Genomic DNA, 24,305 nt, shown 5'->3' with positions numbered 1-24,305 from the left:
CTTCATGATTTTGCAACTTATAACCAGTTTTATCGCCGCGGCAACCTTCTGTATTTTATTTAATGCGCCTAAGCGCGCTCTACTGCAGTGTGGTTTTGCTGGAATGGTAGGCTGGATGGTGTATGTAATCCTTGATGTAGAGTGTGGGCCTGTTGTTGCTACGTTTGCGGCTACTGTAGTGGTGGGCATCGTCAGCCAGTTGTTTGCCCGATCCTTCAAAATGCCGGTTATTATTTTTAGTGTAGGCGGTATTATCCCACTTGTTCCGGGTGGCCTTGCTTACGATGCTATGCGTAGATTTGTGGAAGAGAACTATAATCTGGCTGTAGAAATCGCTGTTCGGGCATTAATGCTCTCTGGCGCAATTGCGGCTGGACTGGTACTGAGTGAAGTTATCGGACAAATGTTCCGCCGTCGTGCAAGCAAAGCATAACCTTCTTACAACGTCATCTCATAGATTCAAAAAAAGAAATCGTCTCTTGGTATAATGAGGATCATCCATCCCTCTTCCAAGAAGCGATTTCTTTGTTTACTGTCCTATCTACACAAGTACTGCTACAGGTTCAACCTCCGAATAAATACTATTGATCCGGTTATTTTTAATCCAAGAAAGTCCTACGGTACCTTCACCCGCATGAACAGCCACGGCAGGAATGTATGTCATAATCTCCGTACGTAAATCAGGCGCCATTTCTTTGATGTCTTCTTCTAGCTTCAGCGCCATTTCTAAATTATTGGAATGCATGATGCACACATCGCTAACAAGTCCACAATCCTGTTTAAAGATATCTAACAGCGCCTGCTTTGTCTTCTTCATCGTGCGGATTTTTTCCACAACAATGACCTTCCCCTCGTCAAAACGCAGCAGCAAATTTATCCGCAATAATTGACTAAGCACTACCTGTGTGCCAGAAACACGCCCACTGCGGTGAAGCTGGGACAAGCTTGCAGGAATTAAGTAGAAGGACATATTTTGAATGATATTCTCTATCTTTTCTTTAATCTCTAGGCCAGTAAAGCCCATCTTGTGCCAATGAATACCTCGCGTGATCATTTCCCGAATCGGATAAGCGCCAACCTTGGAATCAATTCCAATAACATTAGCTTCCGCTATTTCAGCACCTTGCATGGAAGCATTGTATGTTCCGCTAAGCCCTGTCGAAAGATGCACCGCGATAATCTCATCATATTCTTCCTTCAACCGTTCGTATAACTCGATAAACTCACCGATTGGCGGCTGTGAGCTGCCTACTTGATCATGCTGACGCATTTTCTCATAGAACTCATCGATCGTAATATCTATATTTTCTTTATAACACTCGTTGTTAATAATCAGACGTAAAGGAACAATATACACATGGTTGTTCTTGGCGAATTCAGGATCGATTGTACATGTACTGTCGGTTACCCAGGCAATTGATTTCATGGTCACTTGTCACTTCTCTCTTTCATGAAAGGAATAGTAGAATGTTTGAAGAGACAAGGGCCACTAAACCTTCTCGGCCAATGAATCACTCTCTCATCCTGTACAATCAACATACGAATAGATCAGCGGTTTAGGAAGTCCTCGTGCGTATTCGTAAATTATACAAGATAACGAGCGATAAGATAGGCAAAACAGGCCGATAATGCAAATTTTATTCAACTTTTTTCAACTTTATTCGACATTATTTCACATTATGTATGACGAATATACCTATCCTAATAGAGACAGTTCATGTTATGTAAAAGCCTAACCACAGCAAAAATATCCCCGTCCCCACCCTCACCGTTCTTACATAAATCAGCGCTTGGTAGTTACATTAATAGGTACTCTTTACAGTTGTTACAGTACGGGGCTAAGTTATGATTGGTCAGATATGGCCCGGCATCTGTCAATTTGTCCAACTTTCCCTGTTGGCGGGTTGCGCTCGCTTTTATGAAGATCAGTTACCTTCTGCTGTGATAAAGCTTTTTACGGTGTGATTAAGGCTACCGTCCAGTTTTTCTCCTGAATTTTAAAATCCAACTCGCGATAAGACTTAGACAGTTCATCAATCCGTTTCTGAATCTCAGCGACATCCACCGTTCTCTGGAAACGAACCTCAGAGCGGCTATACCGATCCTGAGTGATCGAAGCTTGCTCAAGCAAATCGCTAAACAGCTTCCGCAGCTGAAGCATTTTATCCCGTTCGGCTAGGGCATCGGCAATACTCCAATTCTCATTGAAGGCAACAGATGAATTCGTTCGATTAATCGCTCGAATCAAAATCGTCTGCTCGTTAACAGCTATTTCTAGCTCATGCAAAAGAGCCTCCGGCTGCTCTGCCGGATCTTCCCCCTCCTGCACCTTAACGACCCGATCGAGCCGCTGCTTTAGCTGCGCGATTTTACGGGTAAGATCACTTCGGTTCACTAATGCTTCCGCAAGTTTCATCTTTAAGTTCCCCCTAAGATTTTCTGATAGCTGGCGATATCCAGTCTTCGACCAAATTTACAGCCAATCTCCTTGAAGTAGGCACATTGTTCATATCCATTCTTTGAGAAAAGCTGGCGACTGCGTTCATTCTCTGCGCAAACGGTAGCTACTAACACATGGAAATCCAGTTCGGCAGCTCTCTTTTCAATAAAGCGTAAGGCATGCTGTCCTATTCTTTTACCCACACAAGCAGGTTTCAAATACACACTGATCTCCCCAGAGCTATCATAAGCCGGCTTACTCTTATGTCTAGCAATCAGAACATAGCCCTGAATAACATTATCCCAGGATAATATAACGTATGATTTGAACCGCGGATCATCATTCATCACTGATTGCCGCATTTCGTCCAAACTTAAAGGCTCGGTATGAAAAGAAATCGTAGTGTTCAGCACGTAATAGTTATAAATATCGAGTACATCCGACAGATGCTCTTCGCGAATTTCAGTGAATAACAAACTTTCTCCCACTACTTTGTTCAACACAGCTAATCCTCCCAAATGGATGTTTCCAAATGATCGACGAACTTGCGTAATTTACCGGCTAGCTTGCGGTTAATAGTTCCATCCTGGTACATTTGCTGCACCTTATCCCGTTGCTCCTGAATAGCTTTCAGTTTCAATTCAAGCTTTTGATCATCAACGAGACCATCCTTTGTCCAACCTTGACCCTGCTCGAAGCGTGAGATTAGTTGCTCATAACTGCATGCAACCTTCTCTACTGCTTTTCGGTTGTTCTCATTCATACTTGCATTAACAGCAGCTATTGCTGCGCGGGACATAGAAACCTTAGCTTTTCTTGCACATTCAGCCTGTTGCAGCATTTGTTGGCTAGCTTCCCGTTCGTTTTGTCCTGAGAACATCCCCGCAAATAGCCTTCTAATCTCTGTAAGGGATAATCTAATTTGAGAGTTGAGACTTCTGGCTAAGAAAACTTCACTATGATCCAAGAATTCTTCCATTTTCTGAGCCACTGAGGCAGGAATCTCATTGTTAGTAAGCAATCGGGTCAGCTCTTTGCGTTCAGCATGCAAGCCCACTATCCTTGCTTCAACCCCAAGCCGACGGAGTTCCTCAAATGCCGGATCGTTCGCTTGATCCTCGCGGTTCAGACTATAAACCTTTTCTCTGAATTCACTCAAAGCTGGCTGTGCGGAATCCTTGCTCTCCTCCGTCATCATACTTTGAAGCAGCGTTATCCCGGCAGCAACGACCTTAGATTTGGCCGCCTGTTCAACCTCAGTGTCCCCTGGTTCGGCAACCGGCTCTTCTTTACCTGCGAGAATTGGTAAAAAGATACTAGCGATCAGCAGCGACATCAGAATCACACCCGCAGCGATAAAGATAATTAGATCACGTTCAGGAAAAGGTGAGCCATCTCCTAACACAAAAGGAATCGAAAAGGCACCGGCTAAAGTAACCGCGCCTCGCACTCCTGAAATAGTCAGGATTAGCATGGACTTAATAGACGATTTTTCCATTTTTTGCAGGCCGGCGCCAGCCAGGGAAAATACATATACCCATATAAAACGCAGCACAAAAAGCAGTAACGTTATCGCTAATACATAACCAATCACCATAAGATTGTCCACTGCTGTATCCCGGTAGATCACTTCTATAACATCTGGAATCGACAATCCGAGAATAAGGAAGACCAAGCCATTCAAGATGTAGAGCAGCACAGACCATGTGCTGGCGGATACCAGCTGTAGCTTATACTGTGGCGAAACTGCACGATCCTTCTCGACCGCATGAATTATCCCTGCTGCAACCACAGCTAAAATGCCGGATACCCCTATTTCTTCACTAATCAGATACACAATGAAAGGAGTCAGGATTTGCAGCAGCACATGTACTGTGATGTCCTCCATCCCCAGTCTGCGGATAAATACACTGAACCGAATCAGGAGGAACGCGAGTATTGCTCCGACAATTAGCCCACCTAAAGCGATAATCACAAAGCTAATGGAGGCTTTCGGCAAAGAAAATATGCCTGTAACAGCTGCTGCAATAGCGAAGTTAAACGCAACAAGGCCAGAGGCATCATTCATCAATGATTCGCCCTCTAGAATACGATGAATACTCTTGGGAAGATGTACTCTCCCAGCGATTGCGCTTACCGCCACAGCATCTGTCGGCGATAAAATCGCTGCCAGCGCAAAAGCAGCTGCGAGTGGAATGGTGGGGATCATCCAGTTAATGGAATATCCAGCGATAAGCACTGTAGCAAATACCAAGCCTAGTGCCAGCATTAAGATTGGAGCCCGCAGGTTCCATAACTCATTTCTTGGTGTTCGCTTTCCGTCATTGAACAAAAGCGGAGCAATAAATAACACGAAAAACAACTCTGGCTCCAGTGACATATGTATTCCCAAAGGCAATAGTACGACCACTACACCCAAGCCAATTTGTATTAAGGGTATCGGCACGAAGGGAATGAATCGGTTTATGATGTTGGATATTGCGATAAGCCCAAGTAGGACGAGTACAACTAGAAATGTCTCCAAACCACATCAACTCCCTTTTTTATATTTGATTATTATATCGCAAAGCTTTAGGCAAGGGCAAAATCTAGCAAAAGATTCTTAACATTAAAATCCCCTACAAATTCCACAAAAATTCCATCAGATACATATTGACATAAATATTTATTTGTGTTATAATGAATATTTATCTATTGTTTTTATTTTCAGTTTTGAGTAATATATGCATTAGCCTCACGGCGTCGCTCTTATTATCAATCACGGAGGGATATAATGTACATTGCTCAAGGAATAGAAATGCTCGAGATTACAGCGCAGGTTATGGGTGGAAAAGACACGATTTACCCCACGCTACTCTGGGATGAACATGCCGCCGTACTCGTCGATACCGGATTCCCGGGTCTACTCTCTACTTTCAAAGAGGCTCTAATAGAAGCGAATGTGCCTTGGGAGAAGCTCCGTACCCTTATTATCACGCATCAGGATTTAGACCATATCGGTTGCCTCCCTGCCCTATTGGCTGATGAAGATCTAGAGCTTACTGTTCTGGCTCATGAAATTGAGCAGCCCTATATTCAAGGAGAGCGAATGCTCCTTAAGCACACTCCTGAAGCTTTAGCGGCGGCAGCGGCTATGATCCCAGCTCATGTACCTGAGGAGTGGCGGCGTGCCTTCCTCTCTGTATTAGCCCATCCTCCTAAAGGAAAAGTGGATCAAACGCTTGTGGGTGGAGAAAAGTTACCTTTTGCCGGTGGAATTACGGTGATCCATACCCCAGGCCATAGCCCAGGGCATCTCAGTCTTTACCATCATGATAGCCGTACACTTATTGCCGCCGATGCCTTGACCGTTCAGGATGGCGAGCTACAGGGTCCCACTCCTTCCGCCACCCCTGACATGGAGCTGGCTTCGGCCTCTCTGAACAAGTTCTCTAAGTATGAGATCGATACGGTCATTTGTTATCATGGCGGACTCTACCGCGGAGATGCAAACAGACGCATTGCTGAACTAGCAGAAGGAAAAGGAAAGCTGTAATGATACAAAAGAAGACAGAGCCTGAAATCCGGCTCTGCCTTCTCTTGTTATATATAATCGTTATTCTTCATTATCACTTAAGACTCTGAACCCACCGTAAACCGTTCACGAATATGCTGCGGCTGTTCGATTTCATCGACAATAGCAACGGCATAATCTTCGTAGCTGACATAACTCTCACCTTTGGAGTTCACCAGAAGATTATCCTTACCTTTTACATAAGAACCCGTTCTTGTGCCGATGGCAAAATCAGCAGATGGGCTAACAAAGGTCCAAGTGAGTGCATCTGTCCCTTGCAGAATCTCCAGATTCTTGGCTTGATTCGTCGCTGTTGGCTTAATAAAGTCAGGAAAGTCATTCGTATCCACTACTTTAAGCGTTTTGGCTTCATCTACATAAAGACTTCCTGCACCCCCAACTACAATCAATCTTGTATCGGGCGAAGCCTTCAACGCTTCAATAAGCACATTCCCGGCATCCACATGCAGATGTTCTTGTCCAAACGGCGCACCAAAAGCATTCACAACCACATCGAACCCCTGCAAATCTTCAGCGGTAAGTGTAAATACATCCTTTTCAATGACATTCGCTTTACTATTTGTTACTTTAGATGCATCCCGCACAATGGCTGTAACTTCATGACCTCTATCCAACGCTTCCTGCGTAATTCGGCTTCCAGCTTTTCCACTTGCTCCAACAACTGCGATTTTCATATGATTGTCCTCCTGAGTTTACGATGTTTTCGCTTTAATATTTATATCAAGGAGCTCCTGAACGATGGTTCTATCGATATCGAGATCAAATTTTCTCCCCCAAAAGCATTCCGTGCCCCGTTGAGTGATCCGATCATAGTCTTCAATCGTTAGCGTTCTAGGATAATCCGGTCCTGTTTCCCAATCTGTATACCGCTTAATTTCATTCAGCACATGCATCTTATAAACACTATTCAAAATTATCGTATGGAAAAAGATTTCATCTCCACATAAAGTGTTCCTAAAAAATCTGACGTATTCCGGAGAGCTTTTTGTAAAATCCAAGATGTACTCCATACATCCACCTGTAATAGACATCCAGTTTGAGCCTTTATATAAACCGTTCGGCAGAGCGCTTAATCTTCTTTGCAGAAACGGAACGCTCATAATTAGTTTAATGTACCTCATTCGGATCGCTGTCATACGCCGGGTCCTTGAGATGAGGAATCTAGGATAATAAACTGAGACCCGCTCGTAACATCCCCAAGTTTCCGCAGCATTAGGCAGCTGCAAATACTTCACAAATTCCTTACCTTCATTCCCCTTAAAGAAATCTAGAATCACTTCATTTGAAGCCAGAGGCAGATCCTGACCGCTTAGAATGTGAATATAATTGAAATCCCCATGTTCTTTGATCAGCGAAAAGCACTTCAAAATGCATTCAATCTGGCTGTAATGCCCCCACTGCACATCAATAGGCTTTTCCACAAAATGAATATCGTTACGATGAATAATGTCAGCTTCAATATTACTTTTCTGATCGACATGCAGGAAAAACTCTACGGACTCGTTAGTTAAACTATCGATTAGCAAATTGATCTGCTCCGGATTCTTATGACAAAGAATGATATACGCCATTTTGAATGCTTCCAACAAACTTCACCCTTCCGCCCATCTATTTCCAATATTATAAAATAAATGGACGAAAATGGATATATAATTATCTCTCTAAAACAAGTCTGATTCCAATGTTCCATGGATCTTGGAATGTAGGAGTTCCATTCACTTCTGTAACTGCGTAACCAGCCTGCCGAACTCGCTCCACCACAGCGTTGCGTTCCTCTTCATTCGTAAGAATTAAGGTAAAATAATCAATCCCTACAGTATCAGCTGGAGCCGCAGGTGCGCCCTGTCCGGCCCAAACATTCAGCCCGATATGGTGATGATAGCCACCAGCAGAGATAAACATAGCAGCACTTCCATAATTAGCTGTTAGTTCAAAACCAAGCAAATCGACGTAGAAGGCTTTCGCCTTATTTAAATTCCCCACATGAAAGTGTACATGCCCAATCACTGTTCCCGCTGGCAGCCCGTTCCATGATAAACCTTCAGAAGCCGCCAATAGTCCATCTACATCCACTGGATCAGTGGACATCATTACATGCCCTTCCGCATCATATTTCCATTCACTCTTAGGACGATCTCGATAGATTTCAATCCCATTATTATCTGGATCCTGAATATACAACGCTTCACTGACCAGATGATCCCCCTGCCCCACTTCAATCCCCGAAGAGATCAAATTGCGCACAACCAATCCAAGGCTAGGACGATCTGGAACAAGGATAGCAAAATGATACAACCCAGCCACAGAATTAGGACGGATCACCCGCGCATTTTCAATCTCCCGCAAAATCAATAACACATTCTGACCGTCAGCGGTCATTTCAACTTCGCGGCCAGTCTGCCGCAAAACGCTTAACCCCACAACATTCTGATAAAAGGTGAGCGAACGCTCCAAATTGCTTACTCTAATCTGCACCAGACCGATCTGAGTGTCTGGTTGAAGTATTGTTTTAGTCGTCATTATAAATTCCTCCCAATCATGCTGTAACTGTTTTAGTTACAAATTAACTATCTTTAGTATAGTTACCTTCTATATGTTTGTCAATTACCTATAAAAAAATCATGTCGACTGGTTCACAGCCAAACATGATTCACAGGAACATATAATAAGTAATTCAAAAAAAGGTTTCCGGGTATTTCAACTCTCCCTTAATCCTCTGCAGTACGCCTTCCTTCAGCTCACAGACCATAAAGACATTCTCCGGTACCGCGAATTGTTTCAACTCCAGCCCATGTAGCCCTGCGGGTTGAAATCCGAATCTTGGATAATATTCGGGATGCCCGATCAAAAAGACAAGCTCATATCCGAGCGTTCTACATCTTTCTAACCCTTCTTGGATCAGCGCCTTGCCGATTCCTTGCTTCTGAACGAATGTTTTCGACCAACTGCGCTTCATCTTCCCGATCACCAAAAGCCTTAACATTCACTTGAAATACTTCATTATAGTCTGCCACAGTTTCTGCTCTAATTCTCATTTTTGTTGCTCCATTCCAGTAAATATTCGGATACACTGGATTCCAAAAGGCCGATCAAGTCTTCATCCATATACTTATAGTCATCAGCTATGTTCAGGCAAATTATTTTTTTGCCCCTTACACAGTCTCTAAATTTATCTTGAATTCTTCGAACATGTTTCTTCTCCATCACAAAAACCACATCCGCCCAACCCAAATGCCCTTCAGAAATTTTAATTCTGGCATGATCTTCAGTCCCTGCTGATCTCGCTTCATGACCATCAATTCCTTGAAAGATCTTCTCCGCAGTTAGACTCCGCCAGCGATTCTGGCTGCAGACAAACAGTAGTTTAATAAGTGCACCTTCCTTATCCGATTGTTAAAAAGATATTTATTGTCTCGCCTGCTTCGTGTATTCAATCAACCAACAATCTCTTAGCTCTCCTTCATGTTGTTCGTGCTGTTCAAGGTATTTCTTTTTCACAAAGCCAATCTTTTCGTATACTCTAAGGGCTCTTTTATTCCAGGCTTGCGGGTCCATGACAATTTTTTCAGCCTGTTTTGCTTCGATAAGATAATTAACCGTTTCTTTAATGAGTCGCGAACCCATTCCTTGATTCCATAAATCAGGCTCGCCAATAAACTGGTCCATCCCAAAGATTTGACCTTCGAATCCCACGTAGCCGTACACCTCTAATTCTTCATCATCTATAAGATAGAACTGGAGATAACCTATATCCCGCTCCTTGTATTGCACAATACACCGCGTAACTTCGGCTTGCTCGTCGTAAAAATGCTCCTTCACCAGCTCCAAATCATGCGGGCGATCACGACCTTCATAGAACTCCAGTACAACGGGGTCTGAGAGCCATTTTACAAGTAATGCGGCATCGTTTAGCTCAAGTGTTCTCAGTCTGATCTCTTGCTTTTCAAAAATAATCATAACGCACCATACAGTTCATGAAGTGGTCTGTAGCTTGGATGTTCTTCTATTTCCGTTACGACAACACCTTGCTCGGAGTCAATCACACGGTAGGCCTTAGCTTCTTCTCTGGTCGACATCACTTTATATTCCTTATCTTTATAGATGATTGCACAATTGTTATCCACCGCGATTCCAGGCAAACCTCCACCTTTAACCATGCGTGTAAAATCTTCAACCCGAATATCCTCATTATAATGCGGACAATGAATGCCCGGCAGAATCCCCATGGCTTCAAGCTTGATATACTGCCATTCCCCCTGATCGTCGAACGCCTCAGAGTCACTATGCCCATATTCAAACCAACAGATGGAACCTGCGCTAAGCCCGGCCAATACGGTTCCAGAGGAGTAAGCTTCTTTCAAAAGCGTATCTACCCCTGTATTTTTCCAAATCTCCAGCATCTTTCGGGTATTGCCTCCACCCACATAAATCAAATCAGCAGCTGTAATTAAATCTGTAATCTCATCATGAGTGTAGGTTTGGCTCACAAGCAATAAGTGACTTGTTTCACATCCAAGAATATCGCCATATACTTTGCTAAAAGTATCACAATATCCCGGCGCATCACTACTGGCTGTTGGAATAAATAACGCCTTCGGCTTAGCCTTTTGAGTTAGCTGCACAACTTTACGATCAATTTCCAGCGTTTCAAGCTCGATTAACTCTCCCCCGCCAATCACTACGATAGTGCCCATGATTTCCCCTTCTTTCACTAGGATTACATCCTATTGCTCACTCTTGGCTTACCGATGCTTGCAAAATATTCCTCTGCCAAAATGCTGTAGATCTCCAGATCCACCAGCCCTTTACCTGACCATACATGCGCCTGCCTTAACGTGCCTTCTTTCGTAAAGCCATTTTTCAAAAGCACCCGCTTCGATCGTTCATTAAAGGGCATAACCTCAGCTTGAATTCGATTGACTTCTGCAGTCTCAAATAAATATTTCACCACTAACTGAATGGCCTGAGCTGCAATCCCTTTTCCCCAATAAGGTTCCGCCAAAAAGTAACCAATCGTCACCATATCCACCTTTTGATTAAAATCCATAACTTCGATGATACCTAGCAGTATGTAAGGGTTATTTTTGAGGAAAATCCCCCATTTCACTCTTACCCCTTTGGTAAAATCACGTTCGAAATGACCGATCATATTCTTGACTGTATCTTTATTATGTTTCGGAATAATTCCACAGTACTCAAACACTTGATCATTGCTATATATCCCAAATACCTCATTAAGGTTGCTGACTTCAATCTTTTTCAGTAATAATTGCTCGGATTCCAAAGTAGGGAATTGCTCAAATACGTGACTAAGCTTCAATTTGTTCCCTCCATTACTTTTTGATGGCTTGGATTAAGGTTGCAGTTTGATTTTTTGTTTCCTTTATTATCCTTTCCTTTATTATCCCCGGACACTTCCCCTGTACTGCGCGGTTCTAAGCTCACGAATATAAGGCTCTGCAGCTGGCATATCTGCCTCAACGGCCTGTTGAACAGCTAACTCGATGTCATAAGGCACTCTTACAAATTGCATATTCAAAGGAGCTGCTGACACTCCCATGTATTCTCCCTCCATAATCACATAAGATGCCTGGGTTAGATCAAGCGGATTCCCCACACTGCCTACGTTAAATAAGGTCTTACCTTCTAGATGTTGAATAAAAGCATTATGAATATCCCCGTAACCTACGATATCCGCTTGTCGTTTTTCCTGGCAGAGATCAGAATAATCAAACAAAGACAATCGCTTTTCATAATCATCCCAAGGTTGAACACGTTCATACAGGCTTCGTGGCGAAGCATGAAATAACCGTACAAATTTACCACTCATCATAAACTCAATCGAAAACGGCAACGTGCTTAAATAAGCTAGGCGCTCTTGACCTAACAACCCGCGGCACCACCGAGCCATCTCAAAATCAACATCCTGATTCATTAAATCATCCCAGTTCCCCATAACACTGATTTCACAATTCTTTTTTATGATATCAACGGCTAGGTCTGAGTTCGGTCCTTTTCCAACAATATCGCCTAAACAAAAGACTCTGCTGATTCCCCGCTGCTGGATGTCATCTAAAACGGCCGTAAGGGCCGGTATATTTCCATGAATGTCTGAGATTATTGCAATTTGCTCCACTGTAGAACCTCCGTATATATTGATCTTTAAAAAAGTTACTTATCCTAAAACTAATTGTACTGCATCAGCGGCTGTTGCTCGTTTATAGGGCATTTTTGCCTTTCTTTCGCTCATTCCGCGACTGTGGCTCGTTTGTAGGGCATTTTTGCCTTTCTTTTCACACTTTCAGCGACTATTGCTCATTTATAAGGCATTTTTGCTTCTCTTTTAGTTCATCCATCGACTCTTGCTCGTTTATAGGGCATTTTTGCCTTTCTTTTCACACTTCAGCGGCTGTTGCTCATTTATAAGGCATTTTTGCCTTTCTTTTCGCTCATTCTGCGACTGTTGCTCATTTATAGGACATTTTTGCTTCTCTTTTTGCTACTTTGGATGATTTCAGCCAAATCTGAGGCATTTATACCGTACATTCCACCATTCCAGCCACTTCAGCACATTTCAACGGCATTTATACCGTACATTTCACCATTCCAGCTACCTCGTTCTAGTCACACTTAATCTTTTGTAAACTTTATGGATTGTAAAATATCCTCTATCCTCTTCATATCTTCTTTATGTACTTCATCCACACTATAAGGGAACTGCACCATAAATGACATTTCCGGTTCCTCAATAACGTAATAGATAGCTTTCCCTTTACTCCCTTCCTCTTCGAATACTTCAGTTTCGTACTTTATGGACTCTAACCCGCCTAAACTAGCTTTACTTTTTGTCAGCTCCGCCCCGTTGTTGTAATTCGTTTGGGCATCCTCGAGCCATTTGTTGACAAGCTCCATGTCCTTAGGCTTAAATCCAAAGAGCATTACTCCCGGACCTTTAAGTCCCTCAGCAGGTTTATAATCAGTCGTAGAGACTATCAACCATAATGGCGCTCCATACTTCTCAGTTACAACCCAATCATCCGGATAGTTAAAGGTGATTCCAAAATTAGTATCCTCGTATTTAGTGGTATCCCTTGATTCATTACATCCGGTAATCATTACTATAATTAGTAGTATAGGCAGTAATTTTTTTAACATTCTTAAGCTCTCCCTCAATGTATGTATGTATATTATCTTTAATCCGGCTTCTAAATACAGATTCTATATTCTCTCTTACTTCCCTTCTTTGACCATAAACCTAATTAAGCCAAAAAAGACCAGAATCACGTTTTCACATGTTCTGGCCTTACTTCTAAGCTGTGATATGGAGGAATCATAGTTCTGGCATTTCATTCACAATCTGTTCCAATGTAACCTCCTGGAGAACATTCTCCATTGCTTTTTGGGCGAGTGAGAACACAGGTACAATTGCACTGGCTATATTCTTGCCAACAGGACAATCTGGATTAGGATGCTCATGTACAGAAAACAACGAGTCCTCTTCCACCGCATTAACTGCCTTATAAATCTGCAGCAGCGTAATCTCGGATGCGCTACGTGTAAGCGAAGCGCCTGCGACTCCGGGGCGTGCATTTACTAGTCCTGCTTTTTGCAGCATACTCGTAAGCCGACGGATAACTACAGGGTTTGTGTTTACGCTACCAGCTATCCACTCCGACGTGCTTTTGCCTTCTTTATTGCTGTCAATTAACGTTAATATATGAATGGCTACCGCAAATCGGGTGCTAATATTCATGGAAATCTCTCCTTCTGCCTTGCTGCAAAACATCCTTCAGATGCAACTATAATAGTTACATTTCATGCATTTGTCAAACTTTTGAGGACATGAACAACTTATAATCTATCAATATCCTCCATATAGATTTGGTTGGTGCATTTTAATGAAAAAAGATCGTTGGGACATATTTTTAATAATAATAGCTGTCTTTGAATTTATTAATATAACCTACAGTTTAATATTCGAACAATCCATAGAGTGGTTTTCTTTGATTATATTAATTCTCTTTGTTTCTTTAATTGTTAATTCTAATATAAGTAAAAACAAAAAAAATGATTAAATACAATTGCCAAATGGCACTCGTATCCTAAGTGTCTTTTCCTATCTTATCGAATTCCTTTAGGATCTCAGCCACCTGGGCAGCATATTTTTTACTCAGACGCGATTTGCCAAGATTACTCTTCACAATCTTAAGGATTCGGGCATCTCGGCTCTTTGCAAATCTCTCCAGCATAACAAAGCCTTCTTCAGGCTCATTCGCCACAAATACACTCAAGCTGTATTCAAGTCCCTTAGATAATACACGAAAATGCTCAGCGTCCTCATGTTGCGCTCCCCCACCATCTATACTCTCCATGATTCGGGCAGCCAACTGAAGACAATATAGCGTATTTTCTTTCTTTTTTAAAAGAGGAGGATGCGCTAATGCTGCTACAAAAGCCCGCTGTTCAAGCCTGTTCGCACCTTTCTCCCACATGTCAATCAGCTGCCTGAGCAGGGTGAAATCATCCTCCCCTATAATTTGCAGCGCCATAGCAGACGCTTCACGCACCCTCCATCGCGAATCATTCATAGCTGTCTTAATGCTGTTTTGAATCACTACTTGCTGTTCTTCTCCAGCGTAACTGTAATAAGCACCCAACGCCCTAACTGCACAAAACGGCAGAAACTCACGGGGATCATTCACCCCAGCTTCAGCTTCAGTAATGTCAGTCCAAGAGACGAGCAGCTCCCAGCCTGTATCTGTTAGATTAGGATGAGCGAATTGTTTGGCAAAATGGTCTGAGAGCTCCAAATTCACTCGTGGTCCTGGGAGTTTACTCTCCTGCATCATCAAATCATTAAGCTGTACCCACAGCTCCTTATCGTTTACCCATTGCTGAAACGGCACTTCAATCATCTTTTGCTCAGCCATCTCTGGTCCCTCCGATAGTTATCTTCAGATTCGAACAATTCCTTGCATCGCATATGCGAGTTTCCTGTTCCATCAATATTTGATCAAATCTCCAGCATTAATCACTCATGGACATTTTACATCACATCAATGACTTATGCATATAACCGATGAGGGAATATTAACACCTTGGCAGAAAACTTCAAATCTAGATAAAGCGAAAACGTGCAAGACAAAAAGCAACTTATCTGTAGATAAGCCGCTTCTTTGTAACAAGTTCAATATCACCTAGGCTTAGATCGTTAAAAAGCATCCAATAGTTGCATGCAATCCTGGTGAAATTGGCATTGGTTTACCACTGAAACCTCCCCGGGAAATAAAGGGTTTTGCGCACATACGGCTAATTTATATTTCTCATCAATATGATACTGCTTAAAGTGATACAATCCGATTGTGTCATCGTTCTCCAATTGAATTCCGTTGTTTAAACGAAACGAAAACGAGTTCAATGGAAGAGATAATCCCTTCCCTATCGCTTTGATATAGCTTTCTTTAAGTGTCCAAAGGTCAAAGAACAGACTCATCCGGCCCATCTCTTCACATTCCGTCAATTGGACATATTCATCTTGCGAAAAAAAACGCTTAGCAATATTAAGATCGGCTTGCTGAATCTGCTCAATGTCAATACCGATTGGCAATTCATCCAATGCGCAAACCACCCATTCTCCTGAATGCGAAATATTAAACTCTACAGTACCCTCCCTTTTTTTTAGGGAGGGTTTTCCGTAGACATTTGTAACAAACTCGAGATCGCGGTTGTTCACTTTTAACCGTTTATTTAAGCTTACACGAACCAGCAATTCAGCAATAAGAGAATGCTGTAACGCTTCCACTCTTTTAAAGCGTTTAAGCCGCTCTCTCTTTTGTTGGGGGATGCGCCACATTAATGTTTCTAACACAGGTTCAGATATTAGCTCAGCCACCTTCACCCCGAAAATCTCCATCGCTCATCGCTACTCCTTCAGCTCATAAGTACTTGCGGATCCTATTCATGAAAGGACAACACGTCATTCTCTATAAAAGCATCCTTCTCTACAATTTTCCGCTTATAATTCCTTACTTTTGCATCATCTTTCTCACCTTGAAGTGCAAAAAAACTATCCCGTGTTTCATCAGAAATTCCCCAGAATTTTTGCATCACCAAGGAAGTATGCATGTAACTTTCTTCACCATCTTTATAAATCCCAAAATTAAAAAGCTGTTCCTTCACCTGTTCATATAGCTGTGTGCCAACATAAGGAACATTAATATTTATCACATAATTATCAGCCTTTAAGGCTTTAAAAAAAGGTAACATCTCTATATAATCTTGGTCATTGAATCCAGGGCATCCCAGCAAAATATAGGCTGTCCGTTTGATTCCCGCCTCCGCTGCCATGCGGAAAGCTTCCTCGACTTCCGTCAATCTAATTCCTTTATTCACCACTTGCAGCATCCTTTGGTTGGCCATTTCCACACCAAATTTCAAATGCACGCACCCCGACTGCTTCATCTTATCAAGGATATTCTGTCTCACACAAATGTCCACGCGCGCCTCTGCCCACCAGTGAAACTCAGGGTACTCCTCTTTTAGTTCAATCAGCAATCTAAGCATTTCTGAAGTGCGTTTTCCTAAGCCCGGCAGAAAGATCATATCTGAGAAATAAAATCCAAATACATGCATATGTTCAATGCGGTAGCGGATTTCGCTAACAAAACGTTCGGGAGACATAAAGGAGACATTGCAGCCACGCAGCGAGGGCTGATAACAGAATGTACAGCGTTTGGGGCACCCGCGCATAGACATAATGTAGTCCCAGTCTTCCGGCTTATTTTTCTGCGCTAAATATGAATCTGTCAATATCGGCAGATCGTTTAATTGCTGGGCCCATTTAACAGGCAGCGTTCCCCTTGCATTCTCCTCTACTACAGAAACCGCAAGATCCTCGCCTTCTCCAACAATGATCGTATCCAAATCAGCCGTATCCTTCAGCTTGGCATGTTTAAGCAAATGTCCATAACCAATACAGGTAACCTTATCTCCCCATCTCTTCTTTATCTCTTTTGCAAGGTATGCACAGGACTGAGTACTTCCAAGCTCGACAGTAGGCATCAGAACATCGCCAACACCAATAAACACATAATCAGGCTGAAAGCATTCTAGCTCATTTATGACCATATCAAAGCTTTCATGCCCCCGAGTACAGCGTTCCTGCATAAGCCAGCTGTTCATAGTCATACTGTACCGCTCTGTATAATCATGATCATCTGGAGCATTATCGCCATTAATTAACGTGACTGCATGACCCCTACGATGCAATATCTCCGCTATGTAATGCATAGCAGGACTGATCCTATTGTTTTTCGACTCAATAAGCCGGTAAAACGGGGGAATAACACAGGCTACTCTTTTACTCTGACGATCTGCCATTGATTTCGGCCTCCATTGTTAAATTTTAGTGAAACTGAGGTCTGAATCTGAGACGATGGAAGAACCGACTTTGGCAGCGGAACCGGGAAGTGTTCCAAATCTGGCACCCAAAAAACTGGCAGAGAATTGGGGCATCCAGCCATGCACATTAAAGCAGCCATTTCGGTCAAAACCGGCAATTAACATTCCCGAACGGTCGTATCTCCCTCTTGGAAGCCAAATCCAGTATTCCGAATCCGGGGTATTACCTGTCAAAAATCTCACTCTAGCCACGAAAAGAAGATACCTTTCCAAACTAAAGTTAAGATCCCCGCTGTCTTCCACCAAGTGTGCAACCTCTAGCCCTGTGTGTTTCATTAATGAAGGCGACAGCGCAGCCGATGTGCGAATCCAGCAATCTTCCTGCTCCGTTGCGGCTGTCACAAGTGGATCTTTTAAGGCCCAGCTTGAAATTCTTGTAAGCTCACCAATCTGTTCCCGTGTAATTCCCTTGGGAAAGCACAAAATAATTTCTCCATTTTCTCTCGATGAACGAATCTCTTCGCTTGTAAAAGGACAAGGCGATAGTTCGAATTTTCTGCCAATGATCTGATCTACCCCCATCCCACGATACCAGGATTCAAGCTCCAGACGCAGCATTTCGGGATCATCCGGTGAATGCTCAAGGTTTGCGGTAAACCGTTTGAGATCCGTCCGCTGAAGCACATTTGCGTTTAGCATATTATCTATAAGCTTTAACATTTGGTTCTTAGAGTTCTCCATTTCAATAAACCTCCTATACTTCTAAATCTTGTAGTATTCATTAATTTTTCTGCCTGCTGCAGTTAGCCAGCGATTGGACCGCAATGATGATATGTCTAATGTTTGTGCGGAATTCCCGGCTATTTCTTCACTGATTAGGAGTCCGGCGGCCGGGCTGTGCATAAAACCATGTCCGCTGAATCCTGACGCATGGTAAAACCCCTGGATTTTGTTATCAGCGCCCAGCACCGGATGGGAGTCCAGCGTGTCATCATAATACCCTCCCCAGCAGGATTTGATGGTTGCTTCCTGGAGACGAGGCAGTCGACGAAGAGCAGCTTCCAGATGTTTATATTCCCATTCCGGGTCTGAGTAGTTGTAATCCGGATCTTCGCATACCCCTGCAACAAAGGGCTTATTCAAGCCCGTTAACAGACCGCCTGTCTCCTTATGTAAGCCTAGACCTTCCCCGGGGAACACAATAACGGGAAAATCGGCGGGCAGCCATGGGAGCACATCTGTAACCAACAACTGCTGATGGCAGGGGATTACCGGCAACTCAATTCCGGCTTTAGCAGCCACAAATTTGGACCAGGGGCCTGTAGCATTTACAACAACTCGCGAAGTTATCGCTCCTTCTGACGTTACCACTTGCTGTATCGCGGAACCGTCAGTAATAAAGTCCGTTACAGCGACTCCAGGATAATATTTGACACCCAGCTCTCTGGAGAGTCGAATATACGCGTTTGTAATCTTATTGGGGTCGATCAATCCATCCTGCTTATTGTAAGTTGCACCGGCTACATCCTCGAGAACCAGCATCGGCAGCTTCTTTTGAATCTGCTTAGGCTCCATCCATTCCGTTTGCACACCCAACCTTTGCTGCAAAAGCATCGCATCATAAAACTCGGAAAGATTATCTTGTGCCGTGAAAATAAACATATATCCGCACTGGTCCATTTCATCCTGAACAAGGTTATACGAATCAAGCTGCTCCAGCAATCGAAAACTTAACTTGGACAATTCAATATTTATCTCCGTTGTAAACTGACTTCGCATCCCGCCTGCGCAGATAGATGTGGTTGCTCCGCCTAAACTTCCGCTTTTCTCAAGTACTACCACATCGGTTATCCCTTTTTTGGCTAAATAGTAGGCTGTACATGCCCCGACTGCTCCAGATCCAATAATAACAACTTCACATTTATCGGGTATCACCGAGAATTCTCCTTTTCTTCTATTTTGCTGATTACAGTACTAAACTCTTTCAAAAGCGCTGACAGAAGCGCGCGCTCTTGCTCATCGATACTCTCCACTGTGCGTGCAGCGATCCGCAACAGGTTAAGGTCAGGCTCAAGATGATATTTCACCAAAATGTTTCTGAGAATAAGAGTGGTTTCGTATATATCCTCATAGCCTTTCATAATGAAATCAGAAAGGTTATATCCACATTGAGACAAATATCCAAGCCTGTTAACCATGCATTTTTTGTGCTCCCAGAGTAAATGAAACGGACGAACACAATAGAAAATTTCGTTACGCGCCAACCTATCTAAATAGTCTAGCAGCGCCCCATACACCTTCATCCCCCAATACGAACCTCCATCTGTTTCCGGGCAGGTTACCATGGTTTTCGGCTGGCGTGAATAGTAATAATCCCCTAGGCTTGCGATCAGTGTAGTTGGCTCAAAATGCATCTTATCAGCTTCATTTAGCCGGACAGAGCGAATCGAATGCCGCTCGAATGCATGAGCGCGCAGCGATGATATGATCTGATCGGCGGGAAGTTCATGAAACTCGAAGATTTTATCGTAATCCGAGCCAGCAATACTAAATGTATGACTAAGATCATCATAGCCGTAAATCATAAAATTCCTTTCGAAATGAACCTTATTAAAATAGTGCTTACCTTCTATATAAAATTCATCCAAGCTTACTTCGACATACTCCTTCTCGGCAAGACAATCCAAGATCTGTTTTACAGCAACACGTTCAGGACCAAGCCTGATCTCTTTAAAATTCAGATAGGGGAAATGCCCCAAAGATTGCTCGGGTGACAGAAATTCAAGATCCATCACATCCATATTCGCTCCAAGATATAAATGAATATAATGGTTATGCAGCCAATCCATCTTACTAGAGCAGACTTCCACTACACTGAGCAGATGAGAACTGTTCATGCTGCTGTTCACCATAGGGTACTTGATCGGCAGGTTAGGCATCTGTGGCACATCCTTCACCATTTTTACTCCAGAGATATGCCGTTAAATCTCCAACCGTAGGAAAATGTCCTGCTACCAAAAGGTAAGGATCAAAGTCCAATTGCAATGCCCGCTCAACTTCAACAATAAATTTGATGTAAGTAAGCGAATCCATTTCCAGATCTGTGAACGCACTTTCGGGCTCCAAGGAAATATCACACTTTACAAATAGGCGCAGCAATACCTCCACCCGCTGTTGTATTTGGTCCATCATATCCTCCCTGTCCATCATTTATCTCTGGCCTAATGTTCCTTCGCCTACTTGCAAAATTTCTTCCAATGACATTCCTAATTGAGATAACACTGATTTCGTCAGCTGTCCTTGGGCTGCAGCTGAGGACGGTTCAGACAGCATGTCCGCCATTCTTGCAATCGTAAATTCGCCTAGGTACAACTCCATAATGGTTATGTTTGTATTGAATCTTTTGTTGACAATACTAACTAGCTTTAGAGCTAATAACGAATGGCCGCCCAGATCAAAAAAATTCTCGGCAACGCCGATCGCACGGCCCTCCAAACTTAACAACTCTTGCCAGATAGATTCTATCTCTGCCTGAAACTCATTTTTAGGAAGTAGAGCGCTGCTCACTTCTTTAAATCTCACATCAGGCAGCGGAAGCGCCTGGCGATCAACCTTGCCATTTCGATTTAACGGAAATCTCTCAAGTTTCATAAAGATGCCAGGAATCATATAGGCCGGCAAATACGCTCTCGCATAGTTTCGCAGCTCCGCAGCAGCAATCTCTTCATCGCTCACATAATAGGCAATCATAAGCTGCCCCCCGTTATTCTGCTTCAGCGGATGGACAAGAATCTCTTTGATCCGGTTGTAACGGCGAAATACGGCCTCGATTTCACCCAGTTCTATCCGCGCACCGTTGAGCTTGATTTGTTGATCTGTTCTTCCCCCATAAATAATCGTGCCGTCTTCGAGGAATTTGCCCATGTCTCCTGTGCGGTACAGACGTTCAGCAGCAGGATGTCTGGAGTAAGGATTGGGTACAAAACTGCGGTTAGTAAGCTCTTCATTTCCGATGTATCCTAGGCCCACTCCTATTCCGCCAATACATATTTCTCCGTAAACCCCAACGGGAACCGGCAGAAGATACTTATCCAGAATGTAAATTCGGAGATTGGAAATCGGTTTGCCGATCGGAACACTTGAATGGCCTCGGCCTTCCGCACAGTCCCAGCAGGTTACATCAATGGCTGCCTCAGCGGGCCCGTACAAGTTGAACAAACGCGCAGCGGATTTAGAGAAAAAAGAATCACGTAATGTGGTACTCAGCTCTTCTCCACTGCAAATGACATTTTTAAGTGAAATGCAGTTTTCTATTGGAACGGAGTCCATAAACTGCTGCAGTATGGCCGGAACAAAATGAATGGTCGTAATATGCCTTTCGACAATCACATTCCCAATATATTCGGGATCATGCGGTTTATCCGGTCGGGCTAATACCAATTCCGCTCCATGCAGTAATGGCCACAGCAGCTCCCATACTGCCACATCAAAAGTGAGCGGTGTCTTCTGCAGCACTTTATCGGTCTCATCCAAACCAAACTGCCGCTGCATCCAAAGAAGCCGGTTGTATAATCCCTTATAGCTGTTCATCGCGCCCTTCGGGGTTCCGGTTGAACCGGAAGTATAGATAACATAGGCTAAATCGCTGGGCTCGGCCGGCTCATTGTGCACAATTTCACACCTTAAGTCAGCTGAATAAGAGCTAATCCCGACGAGGACCACCTTATGCATCGGTTTAAACAGAGCCGCATATTGTTCCTGGGTGATGATCAGTGCACACGACGACTCACAAATCATATGGGCCAGACGTTTGGAGGGCAGCTGTGGATCAAGCGGCATAAATGCCCCGCCGCATTTAATTACCGCCAGAATTGAGGTGACTAGCTCAACAGATCTCTCCAAGCCCAATCCAACAAGGCTGCCACGCCCGATCCCCAATTGCATCAGCCTCGAAGCAAGCATATCTGAGGCCAGATCAAGCTCCTCATAACTCATGTTGTCTTCTTCGCTCAAAAATACAGCCCGCAGATGACTATGCTTCTCAGCTTGTTTTTTGATCTGGCTTATGAACCTTCGGCTGTCCAGACAGCCGAAATCGGTACAAGTATCATTCCATTCGTAGATCACTTTATTGATTTCTTCCGCGGTCAAAAACATGTGGCTGCTAACCGTAGCCTCCGGTCGCTGCAGCAGCTGCTGGAGAATGTTAATGTAGTGGTAATGGAATTGCCTCAATGAGGCCGCGTACCATTTATCATTGTTGTATTCGTAAAATAATTGCACTCCGCTTCCGGTATCATTAAGCCCAATCGTCAGGTCAAAGGCCGAAGAGCTTTTATCTGCCTTTAACGCTTCAACAGTTAGGTTGGATAACTCCAAATCCGTTTTGCCGCTCTGCACATAAGTAAACATCGTTTGAAACAGCGGATTTTCCCCTGGCCTGCGATCTGGATGCATAATACTGACCAGCTTGTCGAAAGAGACTTGTTGATAGGCAATGCCCTCATTAATTGTTTCTTTCTCTTTATTCAAAACTTCAAAGAAGCTGTCTTCAGTCTGCACATTGGTGGTGAGTGGCAACGTATTGGCAAAAAAACCGATAAGATTCCTTACTTCAATGCGGTTACGGTTAGCCATGGTTGAGCCGATAATCAGGTTAGACTGACCGGTGTATCTAAACATCAGGACCCGGTAGGCTGCCAGCATAACGTTATAGACCGTGAATTCGGGGTGACGTTTTATAAAATCCAGCATTTCATTATAGGCATCCTGCGGCAACTCTCCCCCATAATTGCACTCCGAATCGGTTGGTCCAGCAGCTTCAGGCATTGCCGCAAGATTTAAATCAAGCCGCGTATCTGCCGAAGCTAACTTGTTGCTCCAATAATCCATTAGTGTTGAATTGCCGGCATTTGCAATATATTTTTGTTCCCAGACCGCATAAGCAGAATACTGTACCGGCAATTCAGGCAAGCGTGCCACCCTGCCTTCTTCCAAAGCGTTGTAGATCTCCCTGAATTCATTTGTAAAAATATCCAGAGACAACGCATCTGAAATGCTGTGATGGAAACGAAATATCAGTAAATGCTCGGTTGGGCTCATCTGCACCAGTACCGCCTCAAATAAAGAGCCTCCATTTAATTCGAACGGTTTATTAATCTCCATTACCAACCAATCCAGCGCCTGTTTCTCCATCTCTGACTCAAGACAATCCAGACGCTCAATCCTGACCGTTGCGGGCTGTGGAACCGTCTTTTGGTAAGGTTCCCCGTCTTTTTCGTAAAATACAGTGTCTAAAATTCGATGCCTTTCCTTCAAGATACCCAGACATTCAGTCAAGTGTTTATAATTCAGACAACCCTTCAAGCGGTATTGTATCGTCATATTGTAAGCGGAGCTGGTAGGGTTCAATTGATGCAAAAACCATAATCTGCGCTGAGCACCGCTCAGCGGAATATCAGTTAAATCGGAATCAGCACGGATAGGAGGGAGACTTCTATGCATTCGCTCGGCCTGCAGCAGCGCTTCCCAATTTGATAAACCTCGAGTCATACTTCATCCTCCCGATTCTTGGAATTAAAAATCATGCATCAGGAAATTGCCTTATCATTGAGCAACACTTTAAGACAGTTAATAATCGTCAGGGGAGACTCAAAGGTCTCCGGAGTGAGACAGTTGTCTGGAATCTGAACCCGGAAGACCTCCTCCAAATCGTACAGAAGATATAAAGCCCGAAACGAATTAACTCCCCATTCGCTTAAAGTTCTGTTCAAATCAGCAGCCTGTAGCGTCTCTTTCTGTTCTACTGTGGGTAAGGCTCCATTTTTGCGGATTAGTTCCATCACTGTCGCTTGGATATATTCCTCATCTCTGTTCATAACGGTCAAATCC

At 43.5% G+C, this 24,305-nt stretch carries 25 protein-coding genes and 1 pseudogene; 2 read left to right on the top strand and 24 right to left on the bottom strand.

What is annotated here, in order from left to right; translation table 11 throughout:
- Positions 1 to 4 precede the first annotated feature (4 nt).
- Positions 5 to 433: a threonine/serine exporter family protein gene (locus tag NSQ91_RS12290; RefSeq protein ID WP_036685970.1), complete on the top strand. Its 429-nt coding sequence runs from the start codon at positions 5 to 7 to the stop codon at positions 431 to 433.
- A gap of 108 nt (positions 434 to 541) precedes the next feature.
- Here NSQ91_RS12290 and NSQ91_RS12285 read toward each other — a convergent pair whose 3' ends face one another.
- From NSQ91_RS12285 to NSQ91_RS12270, 4 genes are all read right to left on the bottom strand, one after another.
- The gene (locus tag NSQ91_RS12285; RefSeq protein WP_076189809.1) at positions 542 to 1,426 is read right to left on the bottom strand and encodes a DegV family protein; all 885 of its coding nucleotides are present in this window, start codon (positions 1,424 to 1,426) and stop codon (positions 542 to 544) included.
- A 528-nt stretch (positions 1,427 to 1,954) separates the two neighbouring features.
- Positions 1,955 to 2,416, bottom strand: coding sequence for a DIP1984 family protein (locus NSQ91_RS12280; protein WP_076280857.1), 462 nt, complete (start codon positions 2,414 to 2,416; stop codon positions 1,955 to 1,957).
- A gap of 2 nt (positions 2,417 to 2,418) precedes the next feature.
- On the bottom strand, positions 2,419 to 2,943 hold the full coding sequence (locus tag NSQ91_RS12275) for a GNAT family N-acetyltransferase (RefSeq protein ID WP_256716609.1): 525 nt from the start codon (positions 2,941 to 2,943) through the stop codon (positions 2,419 to 2,421).
- A gap of 2 nt (positions 2,944 to 2,945) precedes the next feature.
- On the bottom strand, positions 2,946 to 4,964 hold the full coding sequence (locus NSQ91_RS12270; protein WP_076129954.1) for a Na+/H+ antiporter: 2,019 nt from the start codon (positions 4,962 to 4,964) through the stop codon (positions 2,946 to 2,948).
- A gap of 249 nt (positions 4,965 to 5,213) precedes the next feature.
- Between NSQ91_RS12270 and NSQ91_RS12265 the strand changes: the two genes are divergently transcribed.
- Positions 5,214 to 5,975, top strand: a complete 762-nt coding sequence (locus NSQ91_RS12265; protein ID WP_076305282.1) for an MBL fold metallo-hydrolase — start codon at positions 5,214 to 5,216, stop codon at positions 5,973 to 5,975.
- Between the two features lie 77 nt (positions 5,976 to 6,052).
- Here NSQ91_RS12265 and NSQ91_RS12260 read toward each other — a convergent pair whose 3' ends face one another.
- The 20 genes and pseudogenes from NSQ91_RS12260 to NSQ91_RS12165 all read right to left on the bottom strand — a co-directional run bounded on the left by NSQ91_RS12260 (position 6,053) and on the right by NSQ91_RS12165 (position 24,292).
- Entirely contained in the window at positions 6,053 to 6,688 is a 636-nt protein-coding gene (locus tag NSQ91_RS12260; protein WP_076305283.1) for an NAD(P)-dependent oxidoreductase, read from the bottom strand.
- An 18-nt stretch (positions 6,689 to 6,706) separates the two neighbouring features.
- Positions 6,707 to 7,600 (bottom strand): beta-1,6-N-acetylglucosaminyltransferase, encoded by an 894-nt coding sequence (locus tag NSQ91_RS12255; protein WP_139329833.1) that lies wholly within the window; start codon positions 7,598 to 7,600, stop codon positions 6,707 to 6,709.
- Positions 7,601 to 7,667: 67 nt separating this feature from the next.
- Positions 7,668 to 8,534, bottom strand: a complete 867-nt coding sequence (locus tag NSQ91_RS12250) for a VOC family protein (protein ID WP_076129951.1) — start codon at positions 8,532 to 8,534, stop codon at positions 7,668 to 7,670.
- A 154-nt stretch (positions 8,535 to 8,688) separates the two neighbouring features.
- A complete protein-coding gene (locus NSQ91_RS12245; protein WP_256715847.1) occupies positions 8,689 to 8,970 on the bottom strand; it encodes a GNAT family N-acetyltransferase in 282 nt (93 codons plus the stop codon).
- Between the two features lie 68 nt (positions 8,971 to 9,038).
- Complete coding sequence (locus NSQ91_RS32030) at positions 9,039 to 9,383, bottom strand: low molecular weight protein tyrosine phosphatase family protein (protein ID WP_076279842.1); 345 nt, start codon at positions 9,381 to 9,383, stop codon at positions 9,039 to 9,041.
- Between the two features lie 36 nt (positions 9,384 to 9,419).
- A complete protein-coding gene (locus tag NSQ91_RS12235) occupies positions 9,420 to 9,971 on the bottom strand; it encodes a GNAT family N-acetyltransferase (protein WP_076129949.1) in 552 nt (183 codons plus the stop codon).
- A complete protein-coding gene (locus tag NSQ91_RS12230; RefSeq protein WP_081387708.1) occupies positions 9,968 to 10,726 on the bottom strand; it encodes a Type 1 glutamine amidotransferase-like domain-containing protein in 759 nt (252 codons plus the stop codon). Before NSQ91_RS12230 ends, NSQ91_RS12235 begins: the two co-directional genes overlap by 4 nt.
- A 5-nt stretch (positions 10,727 to 10,731) precedes the next feature.
- Positions 10,732 to 11,334, bottom strand: a complete 603-nt coding sequence (locus tag NSQ91_RS12225) for a GNAT family N-acetyltransferase (RefSeq protein ID WP_051491425.1) — start codon at positions 11,332 to 11,334, stop codon at positions 10,732 to 10,734.
- A gap of 81 nt (positions 11,335 to 11,415) precedes the next feature.
- Positions 11,416 to 12,150 carry a metallophosphoesterase family protein gene (locus tag NSQ91_RS12220; RefSeq protein ID WP_076279843.1) on the bottom strand — a complete coding sequence of 245 codons (735 nt, stop codon included), beginning with the start codon at positions 12,148 to 12,150 and terminating at the stop codon, positions 11,416 to 11,418.
- Between the two features lie 494 nt (positions 12,151 to 12,644).
- The gene (locus NSQ91_RS12215) at positions 12,645 to 13,169 is read right to left on the bottom strand and encodes a hypothetical protein (RefSeq protein WP_076279845.1); all 525 of its coding nucleotides are present in this window, start codon (positions 13,167 to 13,169) and stop codon (positions 12,645 to 12,647) included.
- A gap of 175 nt (positions 13,170 to 13,344) precedes the next feature.
- Positions 13,345 to 13,767: an Rrf2 family transcriptional regulator gene (locus NSQ91_RS12210; RefSeq protein WP_076100677.1), complete on the bottom strand. Its 423-nt coding sequence runs from the start codon at positions 13,765 to 13,767 to the stop codon at positions 13,345 to 13,347.
- 349 nt (positions 13,768 to 14,116) lie between these two features.
- Complete coding sequence (locus NSQ91_RS12205; protein WP_076305284.1) at positions 14,117 to 14,944, bottom strand: hypothetical protein; 828 nt, start codon at positions 14,942 to 14,944, stop codon at positions 14,117 to 14,119.
- A gap of 377 nt (positions 14,945 to 15,321) precedes the next feature.
- Positions 15,322 to 15,912 (bottom strand): annotated as a pseudogene (locus NSQ91_RS12200) (4'-phosphopantetheinyl transferase family protein); the annotation flags it as partial.
- Positions 15,913 to 15,968: 56 nt separating this feature from the next.
- A complete protein-coding gene (locus tag NSQ91_RS12195; protein WP_076305285.1) occupies positions 15,969 to 17,393 on the bottom strand; it encodes a B12-binding domain-containing radical SAM protein in 1,425 nt (474 codons plus the stop codon).
- 18 nt (positions 17,394 to 17,411) lie between these two features.
- On the bottom strand, positions 17,412 to 18,155 hold the full coding sequence (locus tag NSQ91_RS12190) for a hypothetical protein (RefSeq protein ID WP_036685943.1): 744 nt from the start codon (positions 18,153 to 18,155) through the stop codon (positions 17,412 to 17,414).
- Positions 18,156 to 18,176: 21 nt separating this feature from the next.
- Positions 18,177 to 19,349 carry an NAD(P)/FAD-dependent oxidoreductase gene (locus NSQ91_RS12185; protein WP_076129943.1) on the bottom strand — a complete coding sequence of 391 codons (1,173 nt, stop codon included), beginning with the start codon at positions 19,347 to 19,349 and terminating at the stop codon, positions 18,177 to 18,179.
- Positions 19,346 to 20,353 (bottom strand): hypothetical protein, encoded by a 1,008-nt coding sequence (locus NSQ91_RS12180; RefSeq protein WP_076189799.1) that lies wholly within the window; start codon positions 20,351 to 20,353, stop codon positions 19,346 to 19,348. The genes NSQ91_RS12185 and NSQ91_RS12180 overlap by 4 nt, the downstream gene beginning before the upstream one ends.
- On the bottom strand, positions 20,346 to 20,606 hold the full coding sequence (locus NSQ91_RS12175) for an acyl carrier protein (RefSeq protein WP_175617289.1): 261 nt from the start codon (positions 20,604 to 20,606) through the stop codon (positions 20,346 to 20,348). The genes NSQ91_RS12180 and NSQ91_RS12175 overlap by 8 nt, the downstream gene beginning before the upstream one ends.
- An 18-nt stretch (positions 20,607 to 20,624) precedes the next feature.
- Positions 20,625 to 23,966, bottom strand: a complete 3,342-nt coding sequence (locus NSQ91_RS12170) for a non-ribosomal peptide synthetase (RefSeq protein ID WP_076305286.1) — start codon at positions 23,964 to 23,966, stop codon at positions 20,625 to 20,627.
- Between the two features lie 38 nt (positions 23,967 to 24,004).
- Entirely contained in the window at positions 24,005 to 24,292 is a 288-nt protein-coding gene (locus tag NSQ91_RS12165; protein ID WP_076129939.1) for a hypothetical protein, read from the bottom strand.
- Between the last annotated feature and the right edge of the window lie 13 nt (positions 24,293 to 24,305).

The organism is Paenibacillus sp. FSL R7-0048, assembly GCF_038004505.1.
Classification (GTDB): Bacteria; Bacillota; Bacilli; order Paenibacillales; family Paenibacillaceae; genus Paenibacillus_AQ; species Paenibacillus_AQ odorifer.
This window is presented reverse-complemented; position numbering and strand designations above follow the sequence as displayed.

Bases quoted from the DNA above. Each gene is read 5' to 3' on its own strand.
- NSQ91_RS12290 (WP_036685970.1), top strand. From the start codon at position 5: ATGATTTTGCAACTTATAACCAGTTTTATCGCCGCGGCAACCTTCTGT.
- NSQ91_RS12285 (WP_076189809.1), bottom strand. From the start codon at position 1,426: ATGAAATCAATTGCCTGGGTAACCGACAGTACATGTACAATCGATCCT.
- NSQ91_RS12280 (WP_076280857.1), bottom strand. From the start codon at position 2,416: ATGAAACTTGCGGAAGCATTAGTGAACCGAAGTGATCTTACCCGTAAA.
- NSQ91_RS12265 (WP_076305282.1), top strand. From the start codon at position 5,214: ATGTACATTGCTCAAGGAATAGAAATGCTCGAGATTACAGCGCAGGTT.
- NSQ91_RS12260 (WP_076305283.1), bottom strand. From the start codon at position 6,688: ATGAAAATCGCAGTTGTTGGAGCAAGTGGAAAAGCTGGAAGCCGAATT.
- NSQ91_RS12250 (WP_076129951.1), bottom strand. From the start codon at position 8,534: ATGACGACTAAAACAATACTTCAACCAGACACTCAGATCGGTCTGGTG.
- NSQ91_RS12245 (WP_256715847.1), bottom strand. From the start codon at position 8,970: ATGAAGCGCAGTTGGTCGAAAACATTCGTTCAGAAGCAAGGAATCGGC.
- NSQ91_RS12235 (WP_076129949.1), bottom strand. From the start codon at position 9,971: ATGATTATTTTTGAAAAGCAAGAGATCAGACTGAGAACACTTGAGCTA.
- NSQ91_RS12215 (WP_076279845.1), bottom strand. From the start codon at position 13,169: ATGTTAAAAAAATTACTGCCTATACTACTAATTATAGTAATGATTACC.
- NSQ91_RS12210 (WP_076100677.1), bottom strand. From the start codon at position 13,767: ATGAATATTAGCACCCGATTTGCGGTAGCCATTCATATATTAACGTTA.
- NSQ91_RS12205 (WP_076305284.1), bottom strand. From the start codon at position 14,944: ATGGCTGAGCAAAAGATGATTGAAGTGCCGTTTCAGCAATGGGTAAAC.
- NSQ91_RS12195 (WP_076305285.1), bottom strand. From the start codon at position 17,393: ATGGCAGATCGTCAGAGTAAAAGAGTAGCCTGTGTTATTCCCCCGTTT.
- NSQ91_RS12190 (WP_036685943.1), bottom strand. From the start codon at position 18,155: ATGGAGAACTCTAAGAACCAAATGTTAAAGCTTATAGATAATATGCTA.
- NSQ91_RS12180 (WP_076189799.1), bottom strand. From the start codon at position 20,353: ATGCCTAACCTGCCGATCAAGTACCCTATGGTGAACAGCAGCATGAAC.
- NSQ91_RS12175 (WP_175617289.1), bottom strand. From the start codon at position 20,606: ATGATGGACCAAATACAACAGCGGGTGGAGGTATTGCTGCGCCTATTT.
- NSQ91_RS12170 (WP_076305286.1), bottom strand. From the start codon at position 23,966: ATGACTCGAGGTTTATCAAATTGGGAAGCGCTGCTGCAGGCCGAGCGA.
- NSQ91_RS12165 (WP_076129939.1), bottom strand. From the start codon at position 24,292: ATGAACAGAGATGAGGAATATATCCAAGCGACAGTGATGGAACTAATC.